This window comes from Paraburkholderia sp. RL17-373-BIF-A (assembly GCF_046030175.1).
Classification (GTDB): domain Bacteria; phylum Pseudomonadota; class Gammaproteobacteria; order Burkholderiales; family Burkholderiaceae; genus Paraburkholderia.
Genome location: NZ_JARESO010000023.1, coordinates 13,955 through 35,962 on the forward strand (window position 1 = coordinate 13,955; position 22,008 = coordinate 35,962).

Annotated in this window: 18 protein-coding genes; 7 read left to right on the top strand and 11 right to left on the bottom strand. The window is 64.1% G+C overall.

Features of this window, described 5'->3' with window-relative positions; translation table 11 throughout:
• Nucleotides 1–107: 107 nt before the first annotated feature.
• Nucleotides 108–1,430 (bottom strand): ABC transporter substrate-binding protein, encoded by a 1,323-nt coding sequence (locus P0D80_RS26245; RefSeq protein WP_132373302.1) that lies wholly within the window; start codon nt 1,428–1,430, stop codon nt 108–110.
• Between the two features lie 72 nt (nt 1,431–1,502).
• Nucleotides 1,503–2,285 carry an L-iditol 2-dehydrogenase gene (locus P0D80_RS26250; RefSeq protein ID WP_408287646.1) on the bottom strand — a complete coding sequence of 261 codons (783 nt, stop codon included), beginning with the start codon at nt 2,283–2,285 and terminating at the stop codon, nt 1,503–1,505.
• Nucleotides 2,286–2,616: 331 nt separating this feature from the next.
• Here P0D80_RS26250 and P0D80_RS26255 point away from each other — a divergent pair, with 331 nt between their 5' ends.
• From P0D80_RS26255 to P0D80_RS26270, 4 genes are all read left to right on the top strand, one after another.
• A complete protein-coding gene (locus tag P0D80_RS26255; RefSeq protein ID WP_132373298.1) occupies nt 2,617–3,111 on the top strand; it encodes a Fur family transcriptional regulator in 495 nt (164 codons plus the stop codon).
• A gap of 61 nt (nt 3,112–3,172) precedes the next feature.
• The gene (locus P0D80_RS26260; protein WP_408287649.1) at nt 3,173–4,138 is read left to right on the top strand and encodes a metal ABC transporter solute-binding protein; all 966 of its coding nucleotides are present in this window, start codon (nt 3,173–3,175) and stop codon (nt 4,136–4,138) included.
• On the top strand, nt 4,135–5,076 hold the full coding sequence (locus P0D80_RS26265) for an ABC transporter ATP-binding protein (RefSeq protein ID WP_408287651.1): 942 nt from the start codon (nt 4,135–4,137) through the stop codon (nt 5,074–5,076). Before P0D80_RS26260 ends, P0D80_RS26265 begins: the two co-directional genes overlap by 4 nt.
• On the top strand, nt 5,069–5,851 hold the full coding sequence (locus P0D80_RS26270) for a metal ABC transporter permease (RefSeq protein ID WP_132373292.1): 783 nt from the start codon (nt 5,069–5,071) through the stop codon (nt 5,849–5,851). The genes P0D80_RS26265 and P0D80_RS26270 overlap by 8 nt, the downstream gene beginning before the upstream one ends.
• Before the next feature lie 59 nt (nt 5,852–5,910).
• On the opposite strand, the gene fghA is transcribed toward P0D80_RS26270, so the two are convergent.
• The 3 genes from fghA to P0D80_RS26285 form a co-directional block, all read right to left on the bottom strand.
• Nucleotides 5,911–6,762, bottom strand: a complete 852-nt coding sequence (fghA, locus tag P0D80_RS26275) for an S-formylglutathione hydrolase (RefSeq protein WP_408287654.1) — start codon at nt 6,760–6,762, stop codon at nt 5,911–5,913.
• Nucleotides 6,763–6,777: 15 nt separating this feature from the next.
• Nucleotides 6,778–7,884, bottom strand: coding sequence for an S-(hydroxymethyl)glutathione dehydrogenase/class III alcohol dehydrogenase (locus P0D80_RS26280; RefSeq protein WP_132373288.1), 1,107 nt, complete (start codon nt 7,882–7,884; stop codon nt 6,778–6,780).
• Between the two features lie 226 nt (nt 7,885–8,110).
• Complete coding sequence (locus tag P0D80_RS26285) at nt 8,111–9,541, bottom strand: xylulokinase (protein ID WP_408287657.1); 1,431 nt, start codon at nt 9,539–9,541, stop codon at nt 8,111–8,113.
• 425 nt (nt 9,542–9,966) lie between these two features.
• Here P0D80_RS26285 and P0D80_RS26290 point away from each other — a divergent pair, with 425 nt between their 5' ends.
• The gene (locus tag P0D80_RS26290; RefSeq protein WP_408287659.1) at nt 9,967–11,376 is read left to right on the top strand and encodes a nucleobase:cation symporter-2 family protein; all 1,410 of its coding nucleotides are present in this window, start codon (nt 9,967–9,969) and stop codon (nt 11,374–11,376) included.
• Between the two features lie 156 nt (nt 11,377–11,532).
• Here the strand turns inward: P0D80_RS26290 and P0D80_RS26295 are convergent, their stop codons facing one another.
• Genes P0D80_RS26295 through P0D80_RS26305 form a run of 3 tightly spaced genes read right to left on the bottom strand, consistent with a single transcriptional unit; the run spans nt 11,533 to nt 17,569 of the window.
• The gene (locus P0D80_RS26295; RefSeq protein WP_132373282.1) at nt 11,533–13,095 is read right to left on the bottom strand and encodes an efflux transporter outer membrane subunit; all 1,563 of its coding nucleotides are present in this window, start codon (nt 13,093–13,095) and stop codon (nt 11,533–11,535) included.
• Between the two features lies 1 nt (nt 13,096).
• Nucleotides 13,097–16,318, bottom strand: coding sequence for an efflux RND transporter permease subunit (locus tag P0D80_RS26300; protein WP_132373280.1), 3,222 nt, complete (start codon nt 16,316–16,318; stop codon nt 13,097–13,099).
• An 18-nt stretch (nt 16,319–16,336) separates the two neighbouring features.
• A complete protein-coding gene (locus tag P0D80_RS26305) occupies nt 16,337–17,569 on the bottom strand; it encodes an efflux RND transporter periplasmic adaptor subunit (RefSeq protein ID WP_132373278.1) in 1,233 nt (410 codons plus the stop codon).
• A gap of 430 nt (nt 17,570–17,999) precedes the next feature.
• On the opposite strand from P0D80_RS26305, the gene P0D80_RS26310 reads away from it, so the two are divergent.
• Complete coding sequence (locus tag P0D80_RS26310) at nt 18,000–18,659, top strand: TetR family transcriptional regulator (protein ID WP_408287820.1); 660 nt, start codon at nt 18,000–18,002, stop codon at nt 18,657–18,659.
• Nucleotides 18,660–18,796: 137 nt separating this feature from the next.
• Here the strand turns inward: P0D80_RS26310 and P0D80_RS26315 are convergent, their stop codons facing one another.
• Nucleotides 18,797–19,429, bottom strand: coding sequence for a cysteine hydrolase family protein (locus P0D80_RS26315; RefSeq protein WP_408287663.1), 633 nt, complete (start codon nt 19,427–19,429; stop codon nt 18,797–18,799).
• A gap of 167 nt (nt 19,430–19,596) precedes the next feature.
• On the opposite strand from P0D80_RS26315, the gene P0D80_RS26320 reads away from it, so the two are divergent.
• Nucleotides 19,597–20,604 (top strand): helix-turn-helix domain-containing protein, encoded by a 1,008-nt coding sequence (locus tag P0D80_RS26320; RefSeq protein ID WP_408287666.1) that lies wholly within the window; start codon nt 19,597–19,599, stop codon nt 20,602–20,604.
• A gap of 136 nt (nt 20,605–20,740) precedes the next feature.
• Here P0D80_RS26320 and P0D80_RS26325 read toward each other — a convergent pair whose 3' ends face one another.
• Entirely contained in the window at nt 20,741–21,502 is a 762-nt protein-coding gene (locus P0D80_RS26325; RefSeq protein ID WP_408287668.1) for an SRPBCC family protein, read from the bottom strand.
• Nucleotides 21,503–21,535: 33 nt separating this feature from the next.
• Nucleotides 21,536–21,928, bottom strand: a complete 393-nt coding sequence (locus tag P0D80_RS26330) for a DUF427 domain-containing protein (protein ID WP_408287671.1) — start codon at nt 21,926–21,928, stop codon at nt 21,536–21,538.
• Nucleotides 21,929–22,008: the final 80 nt, after the last annotated feature.

Below are 22,008 nucleotides of genomic sequence, written 5' to 3' on the forward strand. Positions count from 1 at the left end.
GGCGACACTTTGCGATGTCGCGGCGCATGCGCGGCGGGGACGGCCCGCTGTGCTGCGTGGGCCGGCTGACGGGCGTCAGCCGGCGCGTGCCACATGACTACCGTGGCTTACTTCTGGTAGCCGGCCTGCTTCACCGCGCGATCCGCGGTGGCGTTGCCGGCTGCCAGCGCCTGATCGATCGTCATCTGACCGGCAATCGCGCCGGAGATGCTCTGACCGACCACGGTACCGAACGACTGGAACTCAGGAATCCCGACGAACTGCACACCGGTGTACGGCACCGGCTTGAGCGTCGGATGCTCCGGATCCGCCGTTTCGATTGCCTTCAGCACGAAGTCGCCGAACGGAGCTGCCTGCTTGTACTCCGGTCGCGCGTATGTGGACCTGCGCGTTCCCGGCGGCACCGAGGCCCAGCCTTCGTCCTTCGCGACCAGTTCGATGTATTGCTTCGACGTGGCCCACGTGATGAACTTCTTCGCCGCGTCAGGCTGCTTCGACGACTTCGGAATCGCCAGCGCCCAGGCCCACAGCCAATGCGAACCCTTCGGCGTGACCGCGATCGGCGCCGCGGCGAAACCGACCTTGTCCGCGATCTGCGATTGCTGCTTGTTGTAGAGCATGCCAGCGGCAACCGTGGCGTCGATCCACATGCCGCACTTGCCGGAGGACATCAGCGTGAGGTTCTCGTTGAAGCCGTTCGAACTCGCTCCCGGAGGGCCGTCCTTCTTCAGCAGATCGACGTAGAAAGTCATCGCCTTCTTCCATTCCGGCGAGGTGAGCTGCGCGTTCCACTTCTCGTCGAACCAGCGGCCGCCGAAGGTGTTCACCACCGTCGTGCCGTAGGCCATGTTCTCGCCCCAGCCCGCCTTGCCGCGCAGACAGATGCCGTAAATGCCGTTGGCCTTGTCGGTGAGCTTGTCGGCGAATTGCGCGATCTGTTCGTAGGTCGGCTGATCGGGCATCTTCAGACCCTTGGCCGCGAACAGATCCTTGCGGTAATACGTCATCGAGCTTTCTACATAGAACGGCAGCGCGTACAACTGGCCGCCGCTCGAGAGGCCGTCGCGGGCCGTCTTCACGACGTCGTTCAGATCGTAGTCGGCGGGCAGATTGGTGAGCGGCGTGAGCCAGCCGCGCTTGCCCCATTGCGGCGTTTCGTACGCGCCGATCGTCATCACGTCGAACTGGCCGCTGCCGGTCGTGATGTCGGTGGTGGCGCGCTGACGCAGCACGTTTTCTTCGAGAATCACCCAGTTCAGCTTGATGTCCGGATTCGCCTTTTCGAATTCGGGCGAGAGCTTCTTCAGCTCGATCATGTCTGGATTGTTCAGCGTGGCGATCGTCACCGTGGCCGCCGACGCGTTCAATGCAAAGCATGCGACAGCGCCGGCACTGACCGCCTTTAGCGTGGATTTGAGAGCTGGCTTCATGTGTTGTCTCCTTTCTCGTACGTTATGTAGTGCAGCGTTTGTTCTACGAAAATGACGATGAACGGCGCGGACTCAGCTCATCCAGTTGCCGCCGTCGACGTTCAGGGTTTGCGCGGTGATGTAGTCGGCGTCGGCCGACGCGAGAAACAGGGCGGCGCCGGTCAGATCGTCCGGCACGCCCATGCGGCCGAGCGGCACCGCTTCACCGACGAGGCGTTTCTTCTCGCCGAGCGGCCGGTTTTCATAGCGGGCGAAGAGCGCGTCGACTTCGTTCCACATCGGCGTATCGACGACACCCGGCGCGATGCCGTTCACATTGATCTTGTGCGTCGCGAGCGCCAATGCCGCGGATTGCGTGTAGCTCAGCACGGCCGCCTTGGTCGCGCAGTAGTGCGACACGAGCGCCTCGCCGCGCCGTCCGGCTTGCGACGACATATTGATGATCTTGCCGCCGCGGCCTTGCTCGACCATCTTTTGTGCAACGGCCTGCATCAGGAAGAACATGCCCTTCACGTTGACCGCGAAGAGACGGTCGAACACGTCCCAGGATTCGTCGAGAATCGGGCGCATGTCGAAGAGCGCCGCGTTGTTGAAGAGAATGTCGATTTGCCCGAAGCGCTCCAGCGTGCTCGCCACGATGCGCTGGATATCGTCGCGGCGCGTGACGTCGGCGCTCACGGTCAGCACGCGCTCGCCGTAAGCGGCGCGCAATGTGTCGCCGAAACTGTCCGCCGGCTTCACATCGACCAGCACGCAGCGCGCGCCTTCGTCCAGATACCGGCGGGCGACGGCTTCACCGATTCCGCTTGCCGCGCCGGTCAGAATGGCCACCTTGTCTTGCAATCGTGCCGCCACTGCTCGTCTCCGGTTCGTTTCGCTTCTTGAGGCGCGGTGAGCGAACGCTCATTGCGCGAACAATTGCTCTGTTGGTGATCGAATGATCGGATACGCACAGGGCCATGTCAAGGCGCCCGAGCAGATTTCGATGGTGCAGCGCGGCAGGACATGCGCCCCACTCATCCGCCTCGAACAACACTAATACGAGAAATCGAGGACAGCCAATCTGCTTTCTGCTCGCCTTGCTGACAAAAATTCGAGATACGTTATATCATTGCGACCTCGCTTCGCTTCGAAGCCGCTTGATCGCTGTTTCGCTTGATTGCTATTTCGTCAGGAGCATCCGCCGATGGCCACATCGATTGCAGAACACCACGCCGTGCGGCTCGCGCATGCCGAAGCGCATGCCGCGTTGCACGGGCTTGCGCTCACGCCGCTGCGTCGTCAGGTGTATGCGGCGATCGTCGCCAGCGAGCGGCCAATCGGCGCTTACGAGCTGCTTGACGCGCTCGAGCCGGCACGCGGTCGCGTGCCGCCCACGACCGTTTATCGCGCGCTGGATTTTCTGCTCGCGCATGGCTTCGTCCATCGGATCGAATCGAAGAACGCGTTCGTAGCCTGCTGCGAAGTCGGCGTGCCGCATCGCAGCCAGTTTCTAATGTGCGACGGCTGCGGCGCGACCGTCGAGATTCCCGGCGACGACCTCGCCGAACAGTTGTCGCATAGCGCGCCGGCGCACGGCTTCGAAGTGCATCGGCAGGTGGTCGAACTGAGCGGTCTGTGCGCGCTGTGTGCCCGCGCGGCGCGGCCCGCGGGTGCTTGCGCCGGCACAAAACCGGCGTAGAACCGGCGCGCCCTTCCTAACGTCTGTGATTCATTCAACTCTCACGCAGCAGGACACAACAATGAAGAATTTTGGCTCGATGTTGAACGGCGCGCAGCGTGCGCTGAAGCTGTCGAAGTACCTCGCCGTGAGCGCCGCCGTGCTCGCATTCGGCCACGTCGCGATGGCCGCGGATGCAAAAATTCCGGTGGTCGCGGCGGAGAATTTTTACGGCGATGTGGTGCAGCAACTCGGCGGCGATCGCGTCGACGTGACGAGCATCCTCAGCAATCCGGACCAGGATCCGCATCTGTTCGAAGCCAGTCCGAAGACCGCGCGTGCGTTGCAGCATGCGAGCCTTGTGGTCTACAACGGCGCCGACTACGATCCGTGGATGGCAAAATTGCTCGCGGCGTCGAAGGGCTCGAAGCGCGTCACGATCGTCGCGGCCGATCTCGCCGGCAAGAAGGGCGGCGACAATCCGCACCTCTGGTACGACCCGGCGACCATGCCGAAAGTGGCGCGCGCCGTGAGTGAGGCGCTCGTCGCGGCTGACCCGGCGCACAAGTCGGCGTACGATGCGAACCTCGCGAAGTTTCTCGATTCACTGAAACCGGTCGACGCCAAGGTCGCCGAGCTGCATGGCCGCTACGCGGGCGTGCCGGTCACGGCGACCGAGCCGGTGTTTGGCTACATGTCCGACGCGGTGGGCCTGTCCATGCGCAATCTGCGCTTCCAGCTCGCCACCATGAACGACACCGAAGCCAGTGCGGCCGATATCGCCGCATTCGAACGCGATCTGCGTGAGAAGCGCGTCCGTGTTCTGATCTATAACAGCCAGGCAACCGAGGCCCTGACCAAACGCATGTTGAAGCTCGCGCAGCAATCGAAGGTGCCGACCATGAGCGTCACCGAGACCGAACCGGCCGGCAAGACCTATCAGACGTGGATGCTGACGCAGCTCGACGCGTTGGGCACGGCGCTGGCCGCGGGCGACGCGAATGGCGCGAACGCCGCGGCTTCAGGCGCGAAAGGAAAAACCCCATGACTGAGACTGGCCGCAGCGCGCCTGCGCATCCCCCCAGCACCGCGCCCGTGCTCGAACTCGAGCAGGTGACGCTCGAACTCGGCGACCGCACGATTCTGCGCGACACCGGCTTCGTGGTGAACCAGGGCGAATTCATCGGCGTGCTCGGGCCGAACGGCGCGGGCAAGACGACGCTGATGCGCGCCGTGCTCGGTCTCGTGCCCGCTGCCCAAGGCGCGATCCGCGTGCTGGGACAACCGGTCGAGCGCGGCAACGCGTCGATCGGCTATATGCCGCAGACGCGCAGTGCGCTCGCCGGACGTCGCGTGCGTGGCCGCGATTTCGTCGCGATGGCCGCCGACGGCCATCGTTGGGGTTTGCCGCATGCGGACGCCGCCACTCGCGCCGATGTCGAGCGCGTGCTGGATCTGGTGGGCGGCCGCAAGCTGGCCGAGCGGCCGTTGTCGGAACTGTCGGGCGGCGAGCGTCAGCGGCTCCTGCTCGCGCAATGCCTGCTCGGCAACCCGAAGCTGCTGTTGCTCGACGAACCGCTGATCAGCCTCGACCCGCATCATCAGAAGAGCGTGGTCGAACTGGTGCGGCGCGTGCAGCAGGAACTCGGCATCGCCGTGCTGTTTTCGGCGCATGAACTGAACCCGCTGCTGCATGCGCTCGATCGCGTGCTGTATCTCGGCAGCGGCGTAGCGGCGCTCGGCACCGTCGACGAAGTGATCACCCGGCCGGTCCTGTCGCGTCTCTACGGCTCGCCGATCGACGTGATGCGTGTGAACGGCCGCATCTTCGTGATGTCGGGCGACGTCGAAGTGGAAAAGCACGATCACGAGCACGAACACGACGAGAGCGGCGGCCACAGCCACTCGCATTCACATTCGCATGGCCACTCGCACGGCCACTCACATCAGCACGACTCGCACGACGGACACACGCACGATGTTTGAATACGATTTCATGGTGAACGCATTCGCGGCGTCGGGGATCGTCGCGGTGCTGGCCGGCGTGGTGGGCTATTTTCTGGTGATGCGCGGACAGACCTTCGCGGGCCACGCGCTCTCGCACGTCGGCTTCACCGGCGCGACCGGCGCGGTGCTGATCGGCATCTCGCCGATCTGGGGGATGATCGGCTTCACGCTCGCGGCGGGCGTCGGCATGGGCGCGCTCGGCGAACGTCTTGCCGGACGCGATGTGGCGATCGGCGTGATCCTCTCGCTGTCGCTCGGCTTCGGCTTGTTGTTCCTGCACTTCTTCACCGCGTACGCGACCCAGGTCACCGCGCTGCTGTTCGGCAACGTGCTCGGCGTGAATGCGTCGACGCTCGGCGTGCTGGCGGGTCTCGGCGTCGTGAGTTTGCTGGCGCTCGCGGCGATCATGCGGCCGCTGCTGTTCGCTTCGTTGCAGCCGGAACTGGCCGAAGCCAAGGGCGTGTCGTTGCGCCTCGTGTCCGTGCTGTTTCTCGCGATTGCCGCGCTGGCCGTGGCGGCGTGTACGCAGATCGTCGGCGTGCTGCTGGTGTTCACGCTGATGGTCGGCCCGGCTGCCGCCGCGCAAAACATGACGACGCGGTTATCAGCGGGCCTCGTGCTGGCCGCTGTGTTTGCGTTGCTGCAGGCGTGGCTCGGTTTGACGCTCGCGTTCTACACCGATTGGCCGACGAGCTTCTGGATCACCGTACTCTCGGCGGTGGTGTACGGCGCGAGTTTGTTGAGACGGCATTGAATCTCCAGGGACGATGACGGCGTCGCATCTGCACACCACCATCGTCGTTCTGAGAGACTTCAGCTGAGCAGCACCTTCGCGTGATGCGCGAGATGATCCTCGATGAACGTCGAGATGAAGTAGTAGCCGTGGTCATAGCCCGCGTGACGGCGCAACGTCAGCGGCTGACCCGCGGCCTGGCAAGCGGCTTCGAACACATCCGGATTCAGTTGCTCGGCAAGGAACTGATCCGCGAGCCCCTGATCGACCAGAATCCCCGCCGAAAACTTGCGCGACACATGCGCGACCAGTTCGCTCGCGTCGTACTGCTTCCACGCTTCCCGGTCTTCGCCCAGATAGCCGGTGAACGCCTTCACGCCCCACGGGCACAGTGAAGGCGCGGCAATCGGCGCGAACGCCGACACCGACCGATAAATCTCCGGATTGCGCAGCGCCAGCATCAACGCGCCGTGACCGCCCATCGAATGCCCGAAGATGCCCAGACGCGCGCCGTCCACCGGCAGATTCGCAAGCACCGTTTCGCGCAGTTCGTCCCGCACGTACGAGTACATCCGGTAGTGCTGCGCCCACGGCTGCTGCGTGGCGTCGACGTAAAAGCCCGCGCCCACGCCGAAGTCCCACGCCGCGCTTTCGCCCGGCACACCCGCACCGCGCGGACTGGTATCCGGCGCGATCAGCGCGATGCCGTGCTGCGCCGCGAAGCGCTGCGCTCCGGCTTTGACCGGGAAGGTCTCTTCTGTACTCGTGAGTCCCGCGAGATAGAACAGCGCGGGTACGTTCGCGTTGGCTTGCAAGGCCTGCGGCGGCAGATAGATGGAGAAGCGCATCGGCAGACCGATGGTCTGCGAGTCGTGCCGATAGATGCGCTGCTCGCCGCCATGACAGGCATGCGACGATAAGAGTTCAAGCATGGCGAAGCTCCCCGCTTAGTACAGCACGACCGAGCGGATCGACTCGCCCTTCTTCATCAGATCGAAGCCCTCGTTGATGCGTTCGAGCGGCAAACGGTGCGTGATCAGATCGTCGATATTGATCTTGCCTTCCATGTACCAGTCGACGATCTTCGGCACATCAGTGCGGCCACGTGCGCCGCCGAACGCCGAGCCTTTCCACTCGCGGCCCGTCACCAGCTGGAACGGACGCGTGCTGATCTCCTCGCCCGCCGCCGCCACGCCGATGATGAACGACTGGCCCCAACCCTTGTGCGTGCATTCGAGCGCCTGACGCATCACCTTGGTGTTGCCGATGCATTCGAACGAATAGTCGGCCCCGCCATCGGTGAGTTGCACGATGTGATCGACCACGTTCTCGACTTCATTCGGGTTGATGAAGTGCGTCATGCCGAACTTCTTCGCGAGTTCGACGCGGCCCGGATTGATGTCGACGCCGATGATCTTGTCCGCGCCGACCATCTTCGCGCCCTGGATCACATTCAACCCGATGCCGCCGAGACCGAACACCACCACGTTCGCGCCCGCCTCGACCTTCGCCGAATACACGACAGCACCGACACCTGTCGTCACACCGCAACCGATGTAGCAGATCTTGTCGAACGGCGCGTCTTCACGCACTTTCGCAACCGCGATTTCCGGCACGACGATATAGTTCGAAAACGTGGACGTGCCCATGTAGTGAAACAGCGGCTTGCCATCCAGCGAGAAGCGTGAGGTCGAGTCCGGCATCAAACCCTTGCCTTGCGTCGAACGGATCGCCTGACAGAGATTGGTCTTGCGCGACAGACAGAACTTGCACTGGCGGCATTCGGGCGTGTAGAGCGGAATGACGTGATCGCCCTTCTTCAGCGTGCCAACGCCGGGACCGGTATCGACTATCACGCCCGCGCCTTCATGGCCGAGAATCGCCGGGAAGATGCCTTCCGGGTCCGCGCCGGAGAGCGTGTAGTAATCGGTGTGGCAGATGCCCGTGGCCTTCACTTCGATCAGGACTTCACCGGCGCGCGGCCCTTCCAGATCGACTTCCTCGATCGTCAACGGTGCGCCGGCTTTCCATGCGATTGCTGCTTTGGTCTTCATCGTGAATGCTCCTGTGAGTCTGTCAAGGCTAGGCGCGCCGCGGCGGATCACGTTGCGGCGCGCATGTGTTGCGATTCGGTGCTGCGGTTCATTTGTGCGCCACACGAAGGGCGCACGTGGTCGCGGCCAGTCGGCGCAGTGCGCCGGGCTATACCTTAGCGCGCGAGAAACGTCATGGTATTGCAAAGTGCGTCACGGCATTGTCTGAACCTGACATGACCTTCGCTCACCGCGACGGCGTGTCCGTGAACCATGTTTCGACTCGTGCGTAGAGATCGAGAAAGCGCGCATAGCGCTCAGCGAGCGCCGCGTCGCCTTGCGGACCCGCGACACGCGTCGCGCCCGGCGCGAGCGCGGCGAGATCGCGCGCGTGCCAGTGCCCGCCCGCGAGGCCGCCCAGGATGGCCGCGCCACGCGGCGCCGCGTTCGGACAATCCACTGCGTGCAGTTCGACATTCAGTGCATCGGCGAGCAACTGGCGCCAACGTGCGTCGACGGAACCGCCTCCTGCGAGCTTCAACGCCGTCACCGTCGCGCCGCTCGCGCGAATCGCGTCCAGCCCGGCGCGCAGCGAGAACGCCACGCCTTCGAACGCGGCGCGCATCATCGTGCCGCGCGTGTGATCGAGGGCGAGCCCGAGCCAGCCGCCGCGCGCCATCGGGTTGAGCCAGGGCGTGCGTTCGCCTGTGAGGTAAGGCAAGAACGTGAGGCCGGATGCATTCGTCGTATCGGCGAACGCATCACGATACGCATCGGTCCATTCATACGACAGCCACCCGCGCGCGCGTTCGAGCGCGATGCCGACGTTCTGCATCGCCGCCATCCGATACCAGTGATCGCTTGCCGCGCGATAACGATGCAAGCCCTTGACCGCCGCGGGCGCGTGCTCGGCCAGCACGACGATCTGTCCGCCAGTGCCGGTGGTCAGCAACGCGTCGCCGTCGTGCGCCAATCCGCTGCCAAGTGCGGCGCAAGGCGTATCGGCCGCGCCGGTCGCGAGCACGATGCCGGCACGCAAACCCAGCGCCCGCGCCGCACTCTCCGACAACACGCCACCCGCCGCATAAGATGGCGCCAACGGCGCGAACCACTCACGCGGAATCTCGAGCCGGTCGAGCAGCCCCACGTCCCACACGCCGGCTGGATCGGCAAGCGCGGTCGCGCAGGCGTCGGACGGATCGGTCGCCACCGCGCCGCCAAACGCGACGCGCAGCCAGTCTTTCGGTTGCAGCGCCCAACGCGTGCGGCTCGCGGACTGCGGTTCGTGCATGACGATCCAGCGCAGCAGCGGACCGGCCATGCCGGGCGCAACCGGATTCGGTTGCGGCTCGGGCCACGCATCGAGCAAGGCCAGCGCGCGCGTGTCGGGCCATAGCATGGCGGGCCGCACGGCCTCGCCCGCTGCGTCGATCAGCACGACGCCGTGCATCTGTCCGGAAAAGCCGATGGCGCGCACATCGCGGCGCAATCCATCAGGTAAACGCGCGGCGGCTTCACATAGCGCGCGCCACCATGTTTGCACCGAGGTTTCCGCCCAACCCGCATGCGGCGTTTCAATTGGATAAGCGACGCTCGCCACCGCCTGCTCGCGACCGTTCTCGTCGACGATTGCTACTTTGAGGGAACCGGTGCCGAGGTCGATGCCGAGAAAACTCATGGGCGATAGAGCGTCAAATTGAGGATGGATATGAGCACGCGAAAGCTGCCCGAAAGGCATATTTTCCGCGCCGGCGCAGCGCTTGGGAAACGCACGCAAACGCACGCCGGAAATCCCGAATCGCGGGTTAACCCGCCCGCGCCGCGAGCCGCATCAAAACAGCACTATGCGGTGAGCGAGATACACCTCATTGATTCTCACACATATCGCGTCAAGCCGGGCTCGAGCGACGCGCGGCCTCGCATCACCACTGCAAGGGGCTGACCGCCGATGGAGGAGGTCCGTACATTTCTTTTGGCTTTCAAACGGCCCCCACGCATATCGTCACCGGGAATGCCGGAATAGGCCCCAGTGGTCTTGTTGTGCTTTTTAGTCCCCGATACCTTGGAGCCATCCCAAAAACTCAGATGGTGGAGACAGACGATATGCAATCGAACACGGTTCACCCGTGCGACGAACGACTGCCCGCAGGCCAGTTGCTCACGCTCGGCATTCAGCACGTTCTGGTGATGTATGCCGGTGCAGTCGCGGTGCCGCTGATCATCGGCGCGGCACTCAAGTTGCCGAAAGACCAGATCGCGTTCCTGATCAGCGCCGATCTGTTCTCCTGCGGCATCGCCACGTTGATTCAGACGCTCGGGCTGTGGATTTTCGGCATCCGTCTGCCGGTCATCATGGGCTGCACGTTCGCGGCCGTCGGTCCGATGGTCGCGATCGGCACCAATCCCTCGCTCGGCATTCTCGACATCTTCGGCTCGACGATCGCGGCCGGTGTCGTCGGCATCCTGCTCGCGCCGGCGGTCGGCAAATTGCTGCGCTTCTTCCCGCCGGTCGTGATCGGCGTGGTGATCTCGGTAATCGGTTTGTCGCTGATGGAAGTCGGCATCAACTGGGCGGCCGGCGGCGTGGGCAATCCCGATTACGGCAACCCGGTCTATCTCGGCCTCTCGCTGATCGTGCTGATGCTGATTCTGCTGATCAACAAGTTCGCCAAGGGCTTCCTCGCCAATATCTCGGTGCTGCTCGGCATTGTCGCGGGCTTCGCGATTGCGCTGGCGCTCGGCCGCGTCAACATGGAAGGCGTCACGCACGCGCCGTGGGTCGGCTTCGTCATGCCGTTCCACTTCGGCCTGCCGCACTTCGATCCGCTGTCGATCGCGACGATGGTCACCGTGATGTTCGTCACCTTCATCGAATCGACCGGCATGTTCCTCGCGGTCGGCGACATGGTGGACCGTCCGGTGGATCAGAAGACGCTGGTGCGCGGTCTGCGCGTCGACGGCCTGGGCACGTTGATCGGCGGCATCTTCAACTCGTTCCCGCATACCTCGTTCTCGCAGAACGTCGGCCTGATCGGCGTGACCGGCGTGAAGAGCCGCTTTGTCTGCGCCATGGGCGGCGTGATCCTGGTGCTGCTGGGCCTGTTCCCGAAGATGGCGCAAGTGGTCGCGTCGGTGCCGGCCTTCGTGCTCGGCGGCGCGGGCATCGTGATGTTCGGCATGGTCGCGGCGAACGGCATCAAGGTGCTGTCGAAGGTCGACTTCGTGAAGAACCACCACAACCTGTTCATCGTCGCGGTCAGTATCGGCCTGGGTCTCGTGCCGGTGGTGTCGCCGCACTTCTTCTCCAAGCTGCCGCCCGCGCTCTCGCCGCTGCTGCATAGCGGGATTCTGCTGGCTTCGGTGTCGGCGGTCGTGTTGAACCTGATCTTCAACGGCGTGAAGAGCGAGAAGAAGGCGCAGTGCGAAATTCGCAGCGCCGGGCATGATTTCGACGGACGCGGCGGCAACGAACCGCGAGGCGACGACATGCTGCGTGCAGCCGACGTGCACTGAGCGGCATGCAACGAGGCGCCGTGCGAGTGATATCGCGCGAGCGTCACCGCATAAAAAAATGCCACAGCATGCCGTGGCGTTTTTTGATTACCGGCTGGGTAGGGCGGCTTTCCTGAAACTGAGACCCGCCCTACGCGCCCTAAGCTACAACACGTCTTAACTCGCCGTGGCCGCCGAAGCCGCCACCGGCGCGCTCGCCGCACCGTAGTCGACCGGTGCGTCGGCCGGACGCGGCTGCTCGCCGTTGCGTTCGATCCAGCCGCCGCCCAGTGCCTGATACAACGTCACGAGGTTCTGCAGACGTTCCATGCGCGCAACCACCAGCAACTGCTGCGCCTGATACAGATCGGTCTGCGCGATCAGCACCGCCAGATAACTGTCGACGCCGTTCGTGTAACGCAGATTCGACAGATCCAGCCGGCGCTGTTCCGCAAACGTATTGCGCTCCAGCGCCTGGATCTGCTGATCGTACGTACCGCGTGCCGCCAGTCCGTCTGCAACATCGCGGAAGGCCGACTGGATCGCCTTTTCATACGTGGCGATCTGGACTTTCTTCTGGATGTTGGCGAGATCGAGGTTGGCGAGATTCTGTCCGCCCTCGAAGATCGGCAACGTGATCGACGGCGCGAAACTCCACGCCGCCGAACCGGGCTTGAACAGACCGCCGAGCGACGGGCTCAGCGTACCGAAGCTGCCGGTCAGCGAGACCTTCGGGAAGAACGCCGCGCGCGCTGCGCCAATGTTCGCGTTGGCGGCCAGCAGATTCTCTTCGGCCTCCATGATGTCTGGACGGCGCGTCAACAGATCGGACGGCAGACCCGCCGGAATATCCGTGAGGAGATTCTGGTTGTCCAGCGGCATGCCCGGCGGCAAATCGTCCGGCAGCGGCTCGCCGATCAGCAGCACGAGCGCGTTATCCGCCTGAGCCCGCAGACGTTGTTGCTGCTGCAGGTTGGCCAAAGCCTGCTCGACCACGGTTTGCGACTGACGCAGATCCAGTTCCGAACCCGTACCGTTGTCGAACTGCAGCTTGGCGATTCGATACGATTCCTGCGAGGTCTTCAGCGTGTTCTGCGTGACCTTCAACAGATCGTCGAGCTCGAGCACCGTCATGTACTGGTTCGCCACCTGCGAGACCAGCGAGATTTCTGCCGCCTTGCGCGCCTGAGCCGTGGCCAGGTACTGCGCCAACGCCTGGTCCTTCAGGCTCTGAATCCGCCCGAAGAAGTCGATTTCCCACGACGCGTTCAGACCGACCGAGTACGAGTTGGAAATCGTCTGGTCGAAGAACGACAGGTCTTTCGGCGTACGCGATTTGCTTTGCGAAGCCGCGGCGTCGAGCGTGGGCAGCAGACCGGCGCGAACGATCCGGAACTGCGCCGCCGACGCCTGCATGTTCAGCACCGACACGCGCAGATCGCGGTTGTTCTTCAGCGCGATCTCGATCAGCCGCTGCATGCGCGGATCGACGAAGAAATCGCGCCACCCGATATCCGCCGCGGCCTGGCCGTTGGCGCTGCGCGCAGCATTTGTCGCACCGGGCTGTTGGTTGCCCGCCGGGGTCGCGTCGGGCTGGGTCGCGCCCGGCTGCGTGTCGTACACGCCGCCGGTCGGGAAGGTGCTCGTCGTGGGCACGGGGGGGCGCTCGTACTTCGGCGCCATCGTGCAACCCGCGGCGAACAGCGCGACCGCCACTGCAATCAGAGAGTGTTTTTGCATCTCAATGTCCGTCCTTGCCCGAGCCTTCATCAGCCGACCCGCCAGCCGAACCGCCGCTTTGCGGATCATGCGGATGGTGCTGGTTGTAGTGTGCGAGCGCCTCATCCGGGTCTTCCTTCTCACCGCCGAATTTCGCGCGGATCACGACGAAGAACATCGGGATCATGAAAATGGCGAGGAAGGTCGCCGTCAACATCCCGCCGATCACGCCGGTACCGATCGCGTGCTGGCTGGCCGAACCCGCGCCGTTACTGATCGCGAGCGGCATCACGCCGAGAATGAACGCGAGCGAGGTCATCAGAATCGGACGCAACCGCAGACGCGCTGCTTCCAGCGCGGCCTCGATCGGCCCCATGCCTTCACCCTGCTGCAGTTCGCGGGCGAATTCCACGATCAGAATCGCGTTCTTGGCCGACAGACCCACCGTGGTCAGGAGACCCACCTGGAAGAACACGTCGTTCTCGAGCCCACGCAGCGTGGCGGCCAGCAGTGCGCCGATCACGCCGAGCGGCACCACCATGATCACCGAGAACGGGATCGACCAGCTTTCATACAGCGCCGCGAGACACAGGAACACGACCAGGATCGAGATGCCGTACAGAATCGGCGCCTGCGAACCGGACTGGCGTTCCTGCAACGACAGGCCGGTCCATTCGTAGCCGACACCCGCCGGCAGCTTCGCCACGAGTGCTTCCATGGCGGTCATGGCCTGACCGGTCGACTTGCCCGGTGCCGCCGCGCCCTGGATTTCCACCGCGGAAATACCGTTGTAGCGTTCCAGCTTCGGCGAACCGTACGTCCACGTGCCGCTGGCGAACGACGAGAACGGCACCATGCCACCCGCAGTATTGCGCACGTACCACGCGTTCAGGTCTTCCGGCTTCATACGGAACGGAGCATCGCCTTGCAGATACACCTTCTTGATCCGGCCGTCGGTATCGAGGAAGTTGTTCACGTACTGCGACGCCCACGCGATCGAGAACGTCTGGTCGATCGCGGCCAGCGACACACCGAGCGCCGAAGCCTTCTCGTGGTCGATGTCCACCTTGAACTGCGGCGTGTCGTTCAGGCCGTTCGGACGCACCTGAGCCAGCGTCGGATCTTTCGCCGCCATGCCCAGCAACATGTTGCGTGCTTCCATCAGCTTTTCGTGACCGACGCCCGCGCGATCCTGCAATTCGAAGTCGAAGCCCGCGGCCGTGCCGAGTTCAGGAATCGAAGGCGGATTCACCGGATACACCAGCGCGTTCTTGTAGCTGCCGAAGTGCATGAAGAGACGGCCCACCAGCGCCTGCACCTTCTGATCCGAGTGCTGGCGTTGCGAGTAATCCTTCATCCGCACGAACACGAGACCCGCGTTCTGACCGCGACCGGCGAAGCTGAAGCCGTTCACCGTGAAGGTCGATTCGACGATGCTCTTCTCGGTATTGAGCAGGTAGTCGGACACGTCCTTGAGCGCGCGTGCCGTGGTTTCCTGCGTCGAGCCCGACGGCGTTTGCACCAGCACGAACATCGTGCCCTGGTCTTCGTCAGGCAGGAACGACTTCGGCAACTTCACGAACAGCAGGCCGACCGCGAAGATCACCACCATATAGATGATCAGCCAACGGCCCGAGCGCTTGATCACGTGGTGCACGCCCGAGTGATACTTGTCGCGGCTCTTGTTGAAGGTGCGGTTGAACCAGCCGAAGAAGCCGGTGGTTTTTTCCTCGTGACCCTTTTCGATCGGCTTGAGGATCGTCGCGCACAATGCCGGCGTCAGAATCAACGCGACCAGCACGGACAGCACCATCGCCGCCACGATCGTCAGCGAGAACTGCCGGTAAATTGCGCCGACCGAGCCGCCCGAGAACGCCACCGGCACGAACACCGCAGACAGCACGAGCGCCACGCCGACCAGCGCGCCGGTAATCTGATCCATTGCCTTGCGGGTTGCGTCACGAGGCGATAAGCCCTCCTCCTGCATCACCCGCTCGACGTTTTCCACCACCACGATCGCATCGTCCACCAGCAAGCCGATGGCGAGCACCAGCCCGAACATGGACAGCGTATTGATCGAGAAGCCCACCAGACCCATGATCGCGAACGTGCCCAGCAGCACCACCGGCACGGCGATCGTCGGGATCAGCGTGGCGCGCAGGTTCTGCAGGAACAGGTACATGACCAGGAACACCAGCACGATACCTTCGAGCAGCGTCTTGACCACTTCTTCGATCGACAGGCGCACGAACGGCGTGGTGTCGTACGGATACTGCACCACCAGACCGTGCGGGAAGTACTTCGACAGCTCGGCGACCTTCGCGCGCACCGCCTTGGCGGTGGCCAGCGCGTTCGCGCCGGTAGCGAGCTGAATACCGAAGCCTGCCGTCGGCTGACCGTTGTACTTGGTGTCGAAGTTGTAGTTTTCGCCACCCAGCTCGATGCGCGCCACGTCCTTGATGCGGACTTGCGAGCCGTCCGGGTTCACCTTCAGCAGCACGTTGCCGAACTGTTCAGGCGTGTTGAGCAGCGTGGCTTCCGTGATAGTGGCCTGCAGCACCTGGCCCGGCACCGACGGCGTGCCGCCGAGCGAACCGCCCGCGACCTGCACGTTCTGCGCCGTCAGCGCGGCTTCCACATCCACCGGCGTCAAGCCGAAGTTGGTCAGCTTGTTCGCGTCCAGCCAGACCCGCATGGCGTACTGCGAACCGAACAGCGTCACCGTGCCCACGCCGTCGATACGGCTGACCGGATCCTGAATGTTCGACGCGACGTAGTTCGCCAGGTCGTACTTGCTCATGCTGCCGTCTTCGGACACGAACGCCATGACCAGCAGGAAGCTGCTGCTCGACTTCGTGACCTTGGTGCCCAACTGTTGCACGGCTTGCGGCAACAGCGGCGTGGCGAGCTGCAGCTTGTTCTGCACCTGCACCTGCGCGATGTCAGGATTGGTGCCGGCCGCGAACGTCAGCGTGATGGTTGCCGTACCCGAGTCGTCCGAGGTGGACGACAGATACAGCAAGTGGTCGAGACCACTCATCTGCTGCTCGATCACCTGCGTGACGGTGTTTTCCACCGTCTTCGCCGATGCGCCCGGGTACGTTGCGCTGATCTGCACGGCCGGCGGCGCGATGGTCGGGTATTGCGCGATCGGCAACGTGAAGACCGACGCGATACCCGCGAGCATCAGAATAATGGCGATCACCCATGCAAAAATCGGGCGATCAATGAAGAACTTTGCCATGTGGCGGGCTCCCTGTTATTACGCGCCCGATGCGGCGGAGGCAGGCTGTGCCGTCTGCGCAGCACCGCTGGCGGCCGGCGCGCCCTGAACAGCTGCGCCGGAAGCGGGTGTGGCGGGAAGTTGCGCGGCAACGGCCTTGACCTGCATGCCGGGTTTCGCCTTGTCGGTGCCCTGCACGATCACGCGGTCGCCCGGATTCAGGCCGCTTTCGACCACCCAGTTCGAACCGTACGTGCCCGAGGTCACCAGCTGACGCAACACGACCTTGTTGTCGTTACCGACGACGAGCGCGGTCGGCTGACCCTTCTGGTCGTGCGTGACGCCCACTTGCGGCACGACGAGCGCGTGGTCGTTGACGCCCTCTTCAATGCGCGCGCGCACGAACATGCCCGGCAGCAGCACGTTGTCCGCATTCTTGAAGAGCGCGCGCACCGTGACCGAACCGGTGCCCTGGTCGACCGTCACGTCGGTGAACTGCAGCTTGCCCTTCTCCGAATAGGTGCGGCCGTCTTCGAGAATCAGCGACACCTTGGCGGCGTCCGGACCCGTGGTCTTCAGGCGCCCTTCCTGCATGTCGCGGCGCAGCTTCAGACCGTCGAGGCTCGATTGCGTCAGGTCCACATAGACCGGATCGAGCGTCTGCACGGTGGCCATCAGCGTAGCGGCGCTTGCTTGCACGTAAGCACCCGGCGTGACCTGCGAGATGCCGACCTGGCCGCTCACCGGCGACACGACATCCGTATAGCCGAGATTGATCTGCGCCGTGTCGACTGCCGCCTTGCCCGCGGCGACGTCAGCCGCGGCCTGGCCTTCCGAGGCCACTGCATTGTCGTAGTCCTGCTTGCTGACCGCGTTGGCGGCAACCAGCACCTTGAAGCGATTGGCCTGCGCGGTGGTCGACACGAGGTTGGCCTGAGCCTTCGCCAGCGTCGCCTTGGCGTTATTCAGCGTGGCGATGTACGGTGCCGGATCGATCTTGTACAGACGTTGGCCTGCTTTGACCTGGCTGCCTTCCGTAAACTCGCGGCGCAACACGATGCCGTCGACCCGTGCGCGCACTTGCGCGACGAGGAACGCACTGGTGCGGCCCGGCAATTCGGTGACGACGGGCACGGCCGTCGGCTGGACGGTGACGACCCCAACTTCGGGCGTTTGTTGCGGCGGAGCAGATTGTTTTGGTCCGCACGCTGCCAGCAATACGGCAGCCGTCGCGGCACTAATTAAGCGGAATGGAACCCGTTCGACGCGCATGGAGCGACCTCTGTCAAAGACTGAGAATGAAAAAGTGCGCGCATCCCTACCCCGGGGACGACAGCGCACACATGCGTCTTGCGACGCTTGACCGGACACCCGCGGAAGCACACCGAACCTGCAGGGCATCCTGAGCGAAATGCGCCATACCGGGGAAATGCCGCACGGCGCCGCCCGTCTGGGCACGGCGCGAAGAGCGTTTTGAAAGGCAACAGTGACGGATATTAACGTTTCGTCACGGCTTGGGCTATCCGATCGTGGGATGCTATTATATATACATTCACGAATGCATGTAAAAGTGCGTTTATATCTCTTGCTGGCGGGGGGCTTGCAAGAACGCTTCACAATTCGCTCAACGGTAGACGGATTGTCATCGGGCGTACTTAAAAACGCTCGGGAAAACCCCACAATCAGGGCAGGTCATTCCAACATGGTCAGAAGAACCAAAGAAGAGGCGCAGGAGACGCGCAACAGCATTCTCGACGCGGCCGAACGGGTTTTCTTCGAGAAAGGCGTATCGCGCACGTCGCTTGCCGACATCGCGCAGGCCGCCGGCGTCACACGCGGTGCCATCTACTGGCACTTCGCACATAAGAGCGATCTGTTCACGGAAATGTTCGACCGCGTGCTTTTGCCGCTGGACGAACTCAAAGCCGCTTCGCAAGATCCCAACGAGCCCGATCCGCTTGGGCGTCTGATGGAAATCTGCACGGTCTGTCTGCGCGACACCGCCAATGACCCGCGTCGCCGGCGGGTGTTCGACATCCTGTTTCTGAAATGCGAGCTGGTCGAGGAAATGGGCCCGGTGATGGTCCGCTATCAGACCAACATGCGCGAAGGGCTCAAGAAAATCGAGGGCGGTCTGCGCAACGCCATCTCCAAGGGGCAACTGCCCATGGATCTGGATACGAAGCTGGCCGCGGCGATGGTGCATGCGTTTGTCAGCGGCTCGCTGCGCGACATGCTGTTTCTGCCCGACGCCACGGATTTCGGCGCCCATGCCGTGCAGATGGTCGAAGGGATGTTCGACGCGCTGAAGCTGAGTCCGGCGTTGCGCAACGGGCATGCACAGCGGACGGGCGGCGGTTAGTTATCTGTCTGGCGCACGGGGCCTATGCAAAAAAGGCGGTCGGGTGAGCAACCCGGCCGCCTTCGTTTCATGCGCAGCGGCGTGGTGCCGCATCCTTATATAGCAGCCGCTCGAAGCGGCCGCCGCCCGCGACGTTTTTACGCCGCGGCCCGCGTGGCCCGCGCCTTCTGGTTCGACGCATAGATATTGCCGCGCTCCAGCAGCGCCCCGCTGTGCACCGCCGCGATCCACTCCTCCGTGCTCGCCACTGCCGCGAAGCGCGATTGCAGCACTACGCTGAACACCCGGTGGATGTCCTGCGCGCTGGCGAAACCCGCGCTGTTCTCATACGGCACCGAACCCGTCGCGTCGTGCAGGAATTCGACAGCAAGCCCTGAGTGAACCGCGTGGTTGATGGTCGACGCGTCGCAGTTGTGGGTCATGTAACCGGTCACGGTCAGCGTGTCGATCTGGCGCGCGGCGAGCCAATCGGCCAGATCGGTGCCGGTGAAAGCGCTTGGCAGCGACTTCTCCACGTAATGATCGCGAGCCCGCTCGCCCACCACCGGATGCAGCTCCGCCGCGCTGCTGCCACGCGCGAACAACGGCGAGCTGGCCGGCGCGAAGTTCTGCACGACCACCACCGGCACGCCGGCGGCCCGAGCCGCATCCATCGCGCGGCCGATGTTGGCGAGCGAGCTGTGCACGTCCGGGTATTCGATCGGCAGATCGCCGGTCACGTATTCGTTCTGCACATCGATGACGATCAGCGCGCGGCGCGGTGTGGTCATGGCAAGACTCCTCGGTCGGGTAAAGGGGCCGCGCGGACGGTTCCGGTTTGGACTCGGCAGAGCAGCGACGATGACTGCATTGTTCCTCCACGGCCCACTTCACGACAGCGACCCGAATGACAAGATTCGCTAGAATCGGGCCATCGACGGATTTCACGAGGTGATTGATGGCCACGCCCGCTTCCGCTTCCGCTTCCTCTGCCGCGGCACGCGGCGAACCGGCCCGCCACGTTGTCGCGGTGGTCGCGTTCGACCGCATCAGTCCGTTCCATCTTTCGGTCCCGTGCGTGGTGTTCGGCGAGGACCGCAGCGGCGGCGGCGTGCCGGGCTTCGACTTCCGCGTCTGCGCCGCCGAAACGGGCGCGCTCACCACGACCGCCGGCTTTTCGATCGCCGTCACGCATGGACTCGAAGCGCTCGCCGACGCGGACACGATCATCGTGCCGAGCTGGCGCGACCCGGCCGAAACGCCGCCCGCCGCGCTGCTCGACGCGCTGCGCGCCGCCCACGCCCGCGGCGCGCAACTGGTCGGGCTTTGCCTGGGCGCGTTCGTACTCGCGGCCGCCGGCATCCTCGACGGCCGTCCTGCGTCGACGCACTGGGCGTGGGCCGACGACTTCGCGCGCCGCTACCCACGCGTGCGGCTGGACCCCAACGTGCTGTATGTCGACGACGGCAACGTGCTGACCTCGGCCGGCACCGCCGCCGGCCTCGACTGCTGCCTGCATGTGATGCGCAAGATGTGCGGCGCTGACGTCGCGAATCACGTGGCGCGCCGGCTGGTCGTGCCGCCGCATCGACAAGGCAATCAGGCGCAATACGTTCAGCAGCCGATGCCGCCGAACGTGCGCGGAGACCGGCTGTCCGGCCTGCTCGATTGGGTGAGCGGCAATCTGGCGTTGCCGCATACGCTCGACACGCTGGCCGGGCGCGCGCTGATGAGCCGCCGCACCTTCACGCGACGCTTCCGGCTCGCCACCGGCACGACCGTCGGCGCATGGCTGCTAGCGCAGCGGCTCGCTCGCGCGCAGCAATTGCTGGAGAGCACCGACGAGTCGGTGGAAGCGATCGCGGGGATTGCGGGCTTCGGCTCGACCGCTTCGCTACGGCAACATTTCGCGGAGGCGTTCCGCACGTCGCCGTCGGCATGGAGAAGGGAGTTTCGCGGCGTGTGAGTGCGAGTGCGAGTGCGCGACTGCAACGCTACTCAGCCGACGATGTTTCGTAGCAAGCCACCGGGATTTCGTAGTCGCATCGGCGCGACAGCGGCGCAACCCACCGCGCGCGCCACAACTACGGCAAGCTCGAAAATCAATGCTCGCTAAGCCAGCGCGCCACATACAACAGCAGCGCGACCAGAAAGATCATCGCGGCCCAGGCCCAGTTCGGGACCGCGTGCGGACTGGGCTCGTGATGCGGGACCCCATGCGACACACCATGTGCGCTTCCGTGTGACGCGCTGGCCGCACGCCCAGGCAGCGCATTGCCGTGATCCGACCGCACGCGCCGCGCGATGCTGCCGAGCGCGATCGGCCGCAAAAACACATGCTGGCGGCGCACCGCCGAACCCCGCGCGCGATTCGGACCTTGCCCATGCTTGGCGCGCACGACGGCGTCGAACTCGGTGAAAAAGTCGTCGGCCAGTTGATGCAGCGCGTTTTCGAGTTGCCGCGTCGGCAGTTCGGCGAGCGGGCCGGACGAGGTCGCCCAGATCGTGTAATCGATCCGCGTGCCGCGCTCCCGGTCGGCGCCGTGTGTGCTTTCGTCCGCGCGCAAGCGCACTTCGATCTGGCCGCGTAACGCGCCGATGCCTTCGGCCCGGGCTTTGAAGTTGATGGTGCGGCGCTGCGCGTCCGCGGGCCCGGAATCCTGGCCGGCCACATGGGCACGCGCCTGGTAGCGCGCGCGCAGCGGGCCGAGCGGCACGGTCATGATCAGTTCGTATTCGCCGTGCGCAAAGCGTGTGAACGACTCGCAGTTGTCGAGGCTGGCGCGCAGTAGCGCAAGGTCTTGCAACGCGTCCCAGACGTCGGACGGCGCAAGCGGAATCCGTAACGCGTCGTTCAGTTCCATGGCAGCCTCCCCGATGAACGCGCGACAGCGGGATCAAGACGTCTGATCGATGCGGTCGACGCGCGATGCGTAAAACGCGAGATACCCTTTGATCTTCATCGCCGACTCGAGCGGCGTTTCATAACTCCACACGGCGTTCTCGATCAGGCCGTCTTCCGTGCGCAGATGGAAGTACGACGCGTCGCCTTTGAACGGACAGTGCGAGCTGTGCGTCGAGCGTTCGAGCCGGGCCATGTTCACGTCCGAACGCGGGAAATAGAACACGTCCGGCAGACCGGTTTCCGACAGTGTCAGCCCCGCCTGCGTATCGGCCATGGTCACGCCGCCGTGGATCACGCGCACCCGGTGATTGTTGCCGGTGATCGCGATGGTGTGCCCGCCCGCGCTCGCGCCGGGGCTCCCGTGAGGTGTCAAGGCATCGTTCATGTCTCGGCTCCGTGATGGTGTGCGGTCGTGCAAACAGTAAAGCCACGGGGTGCGCCCGTGGCTTCATTATCGACCAAAGT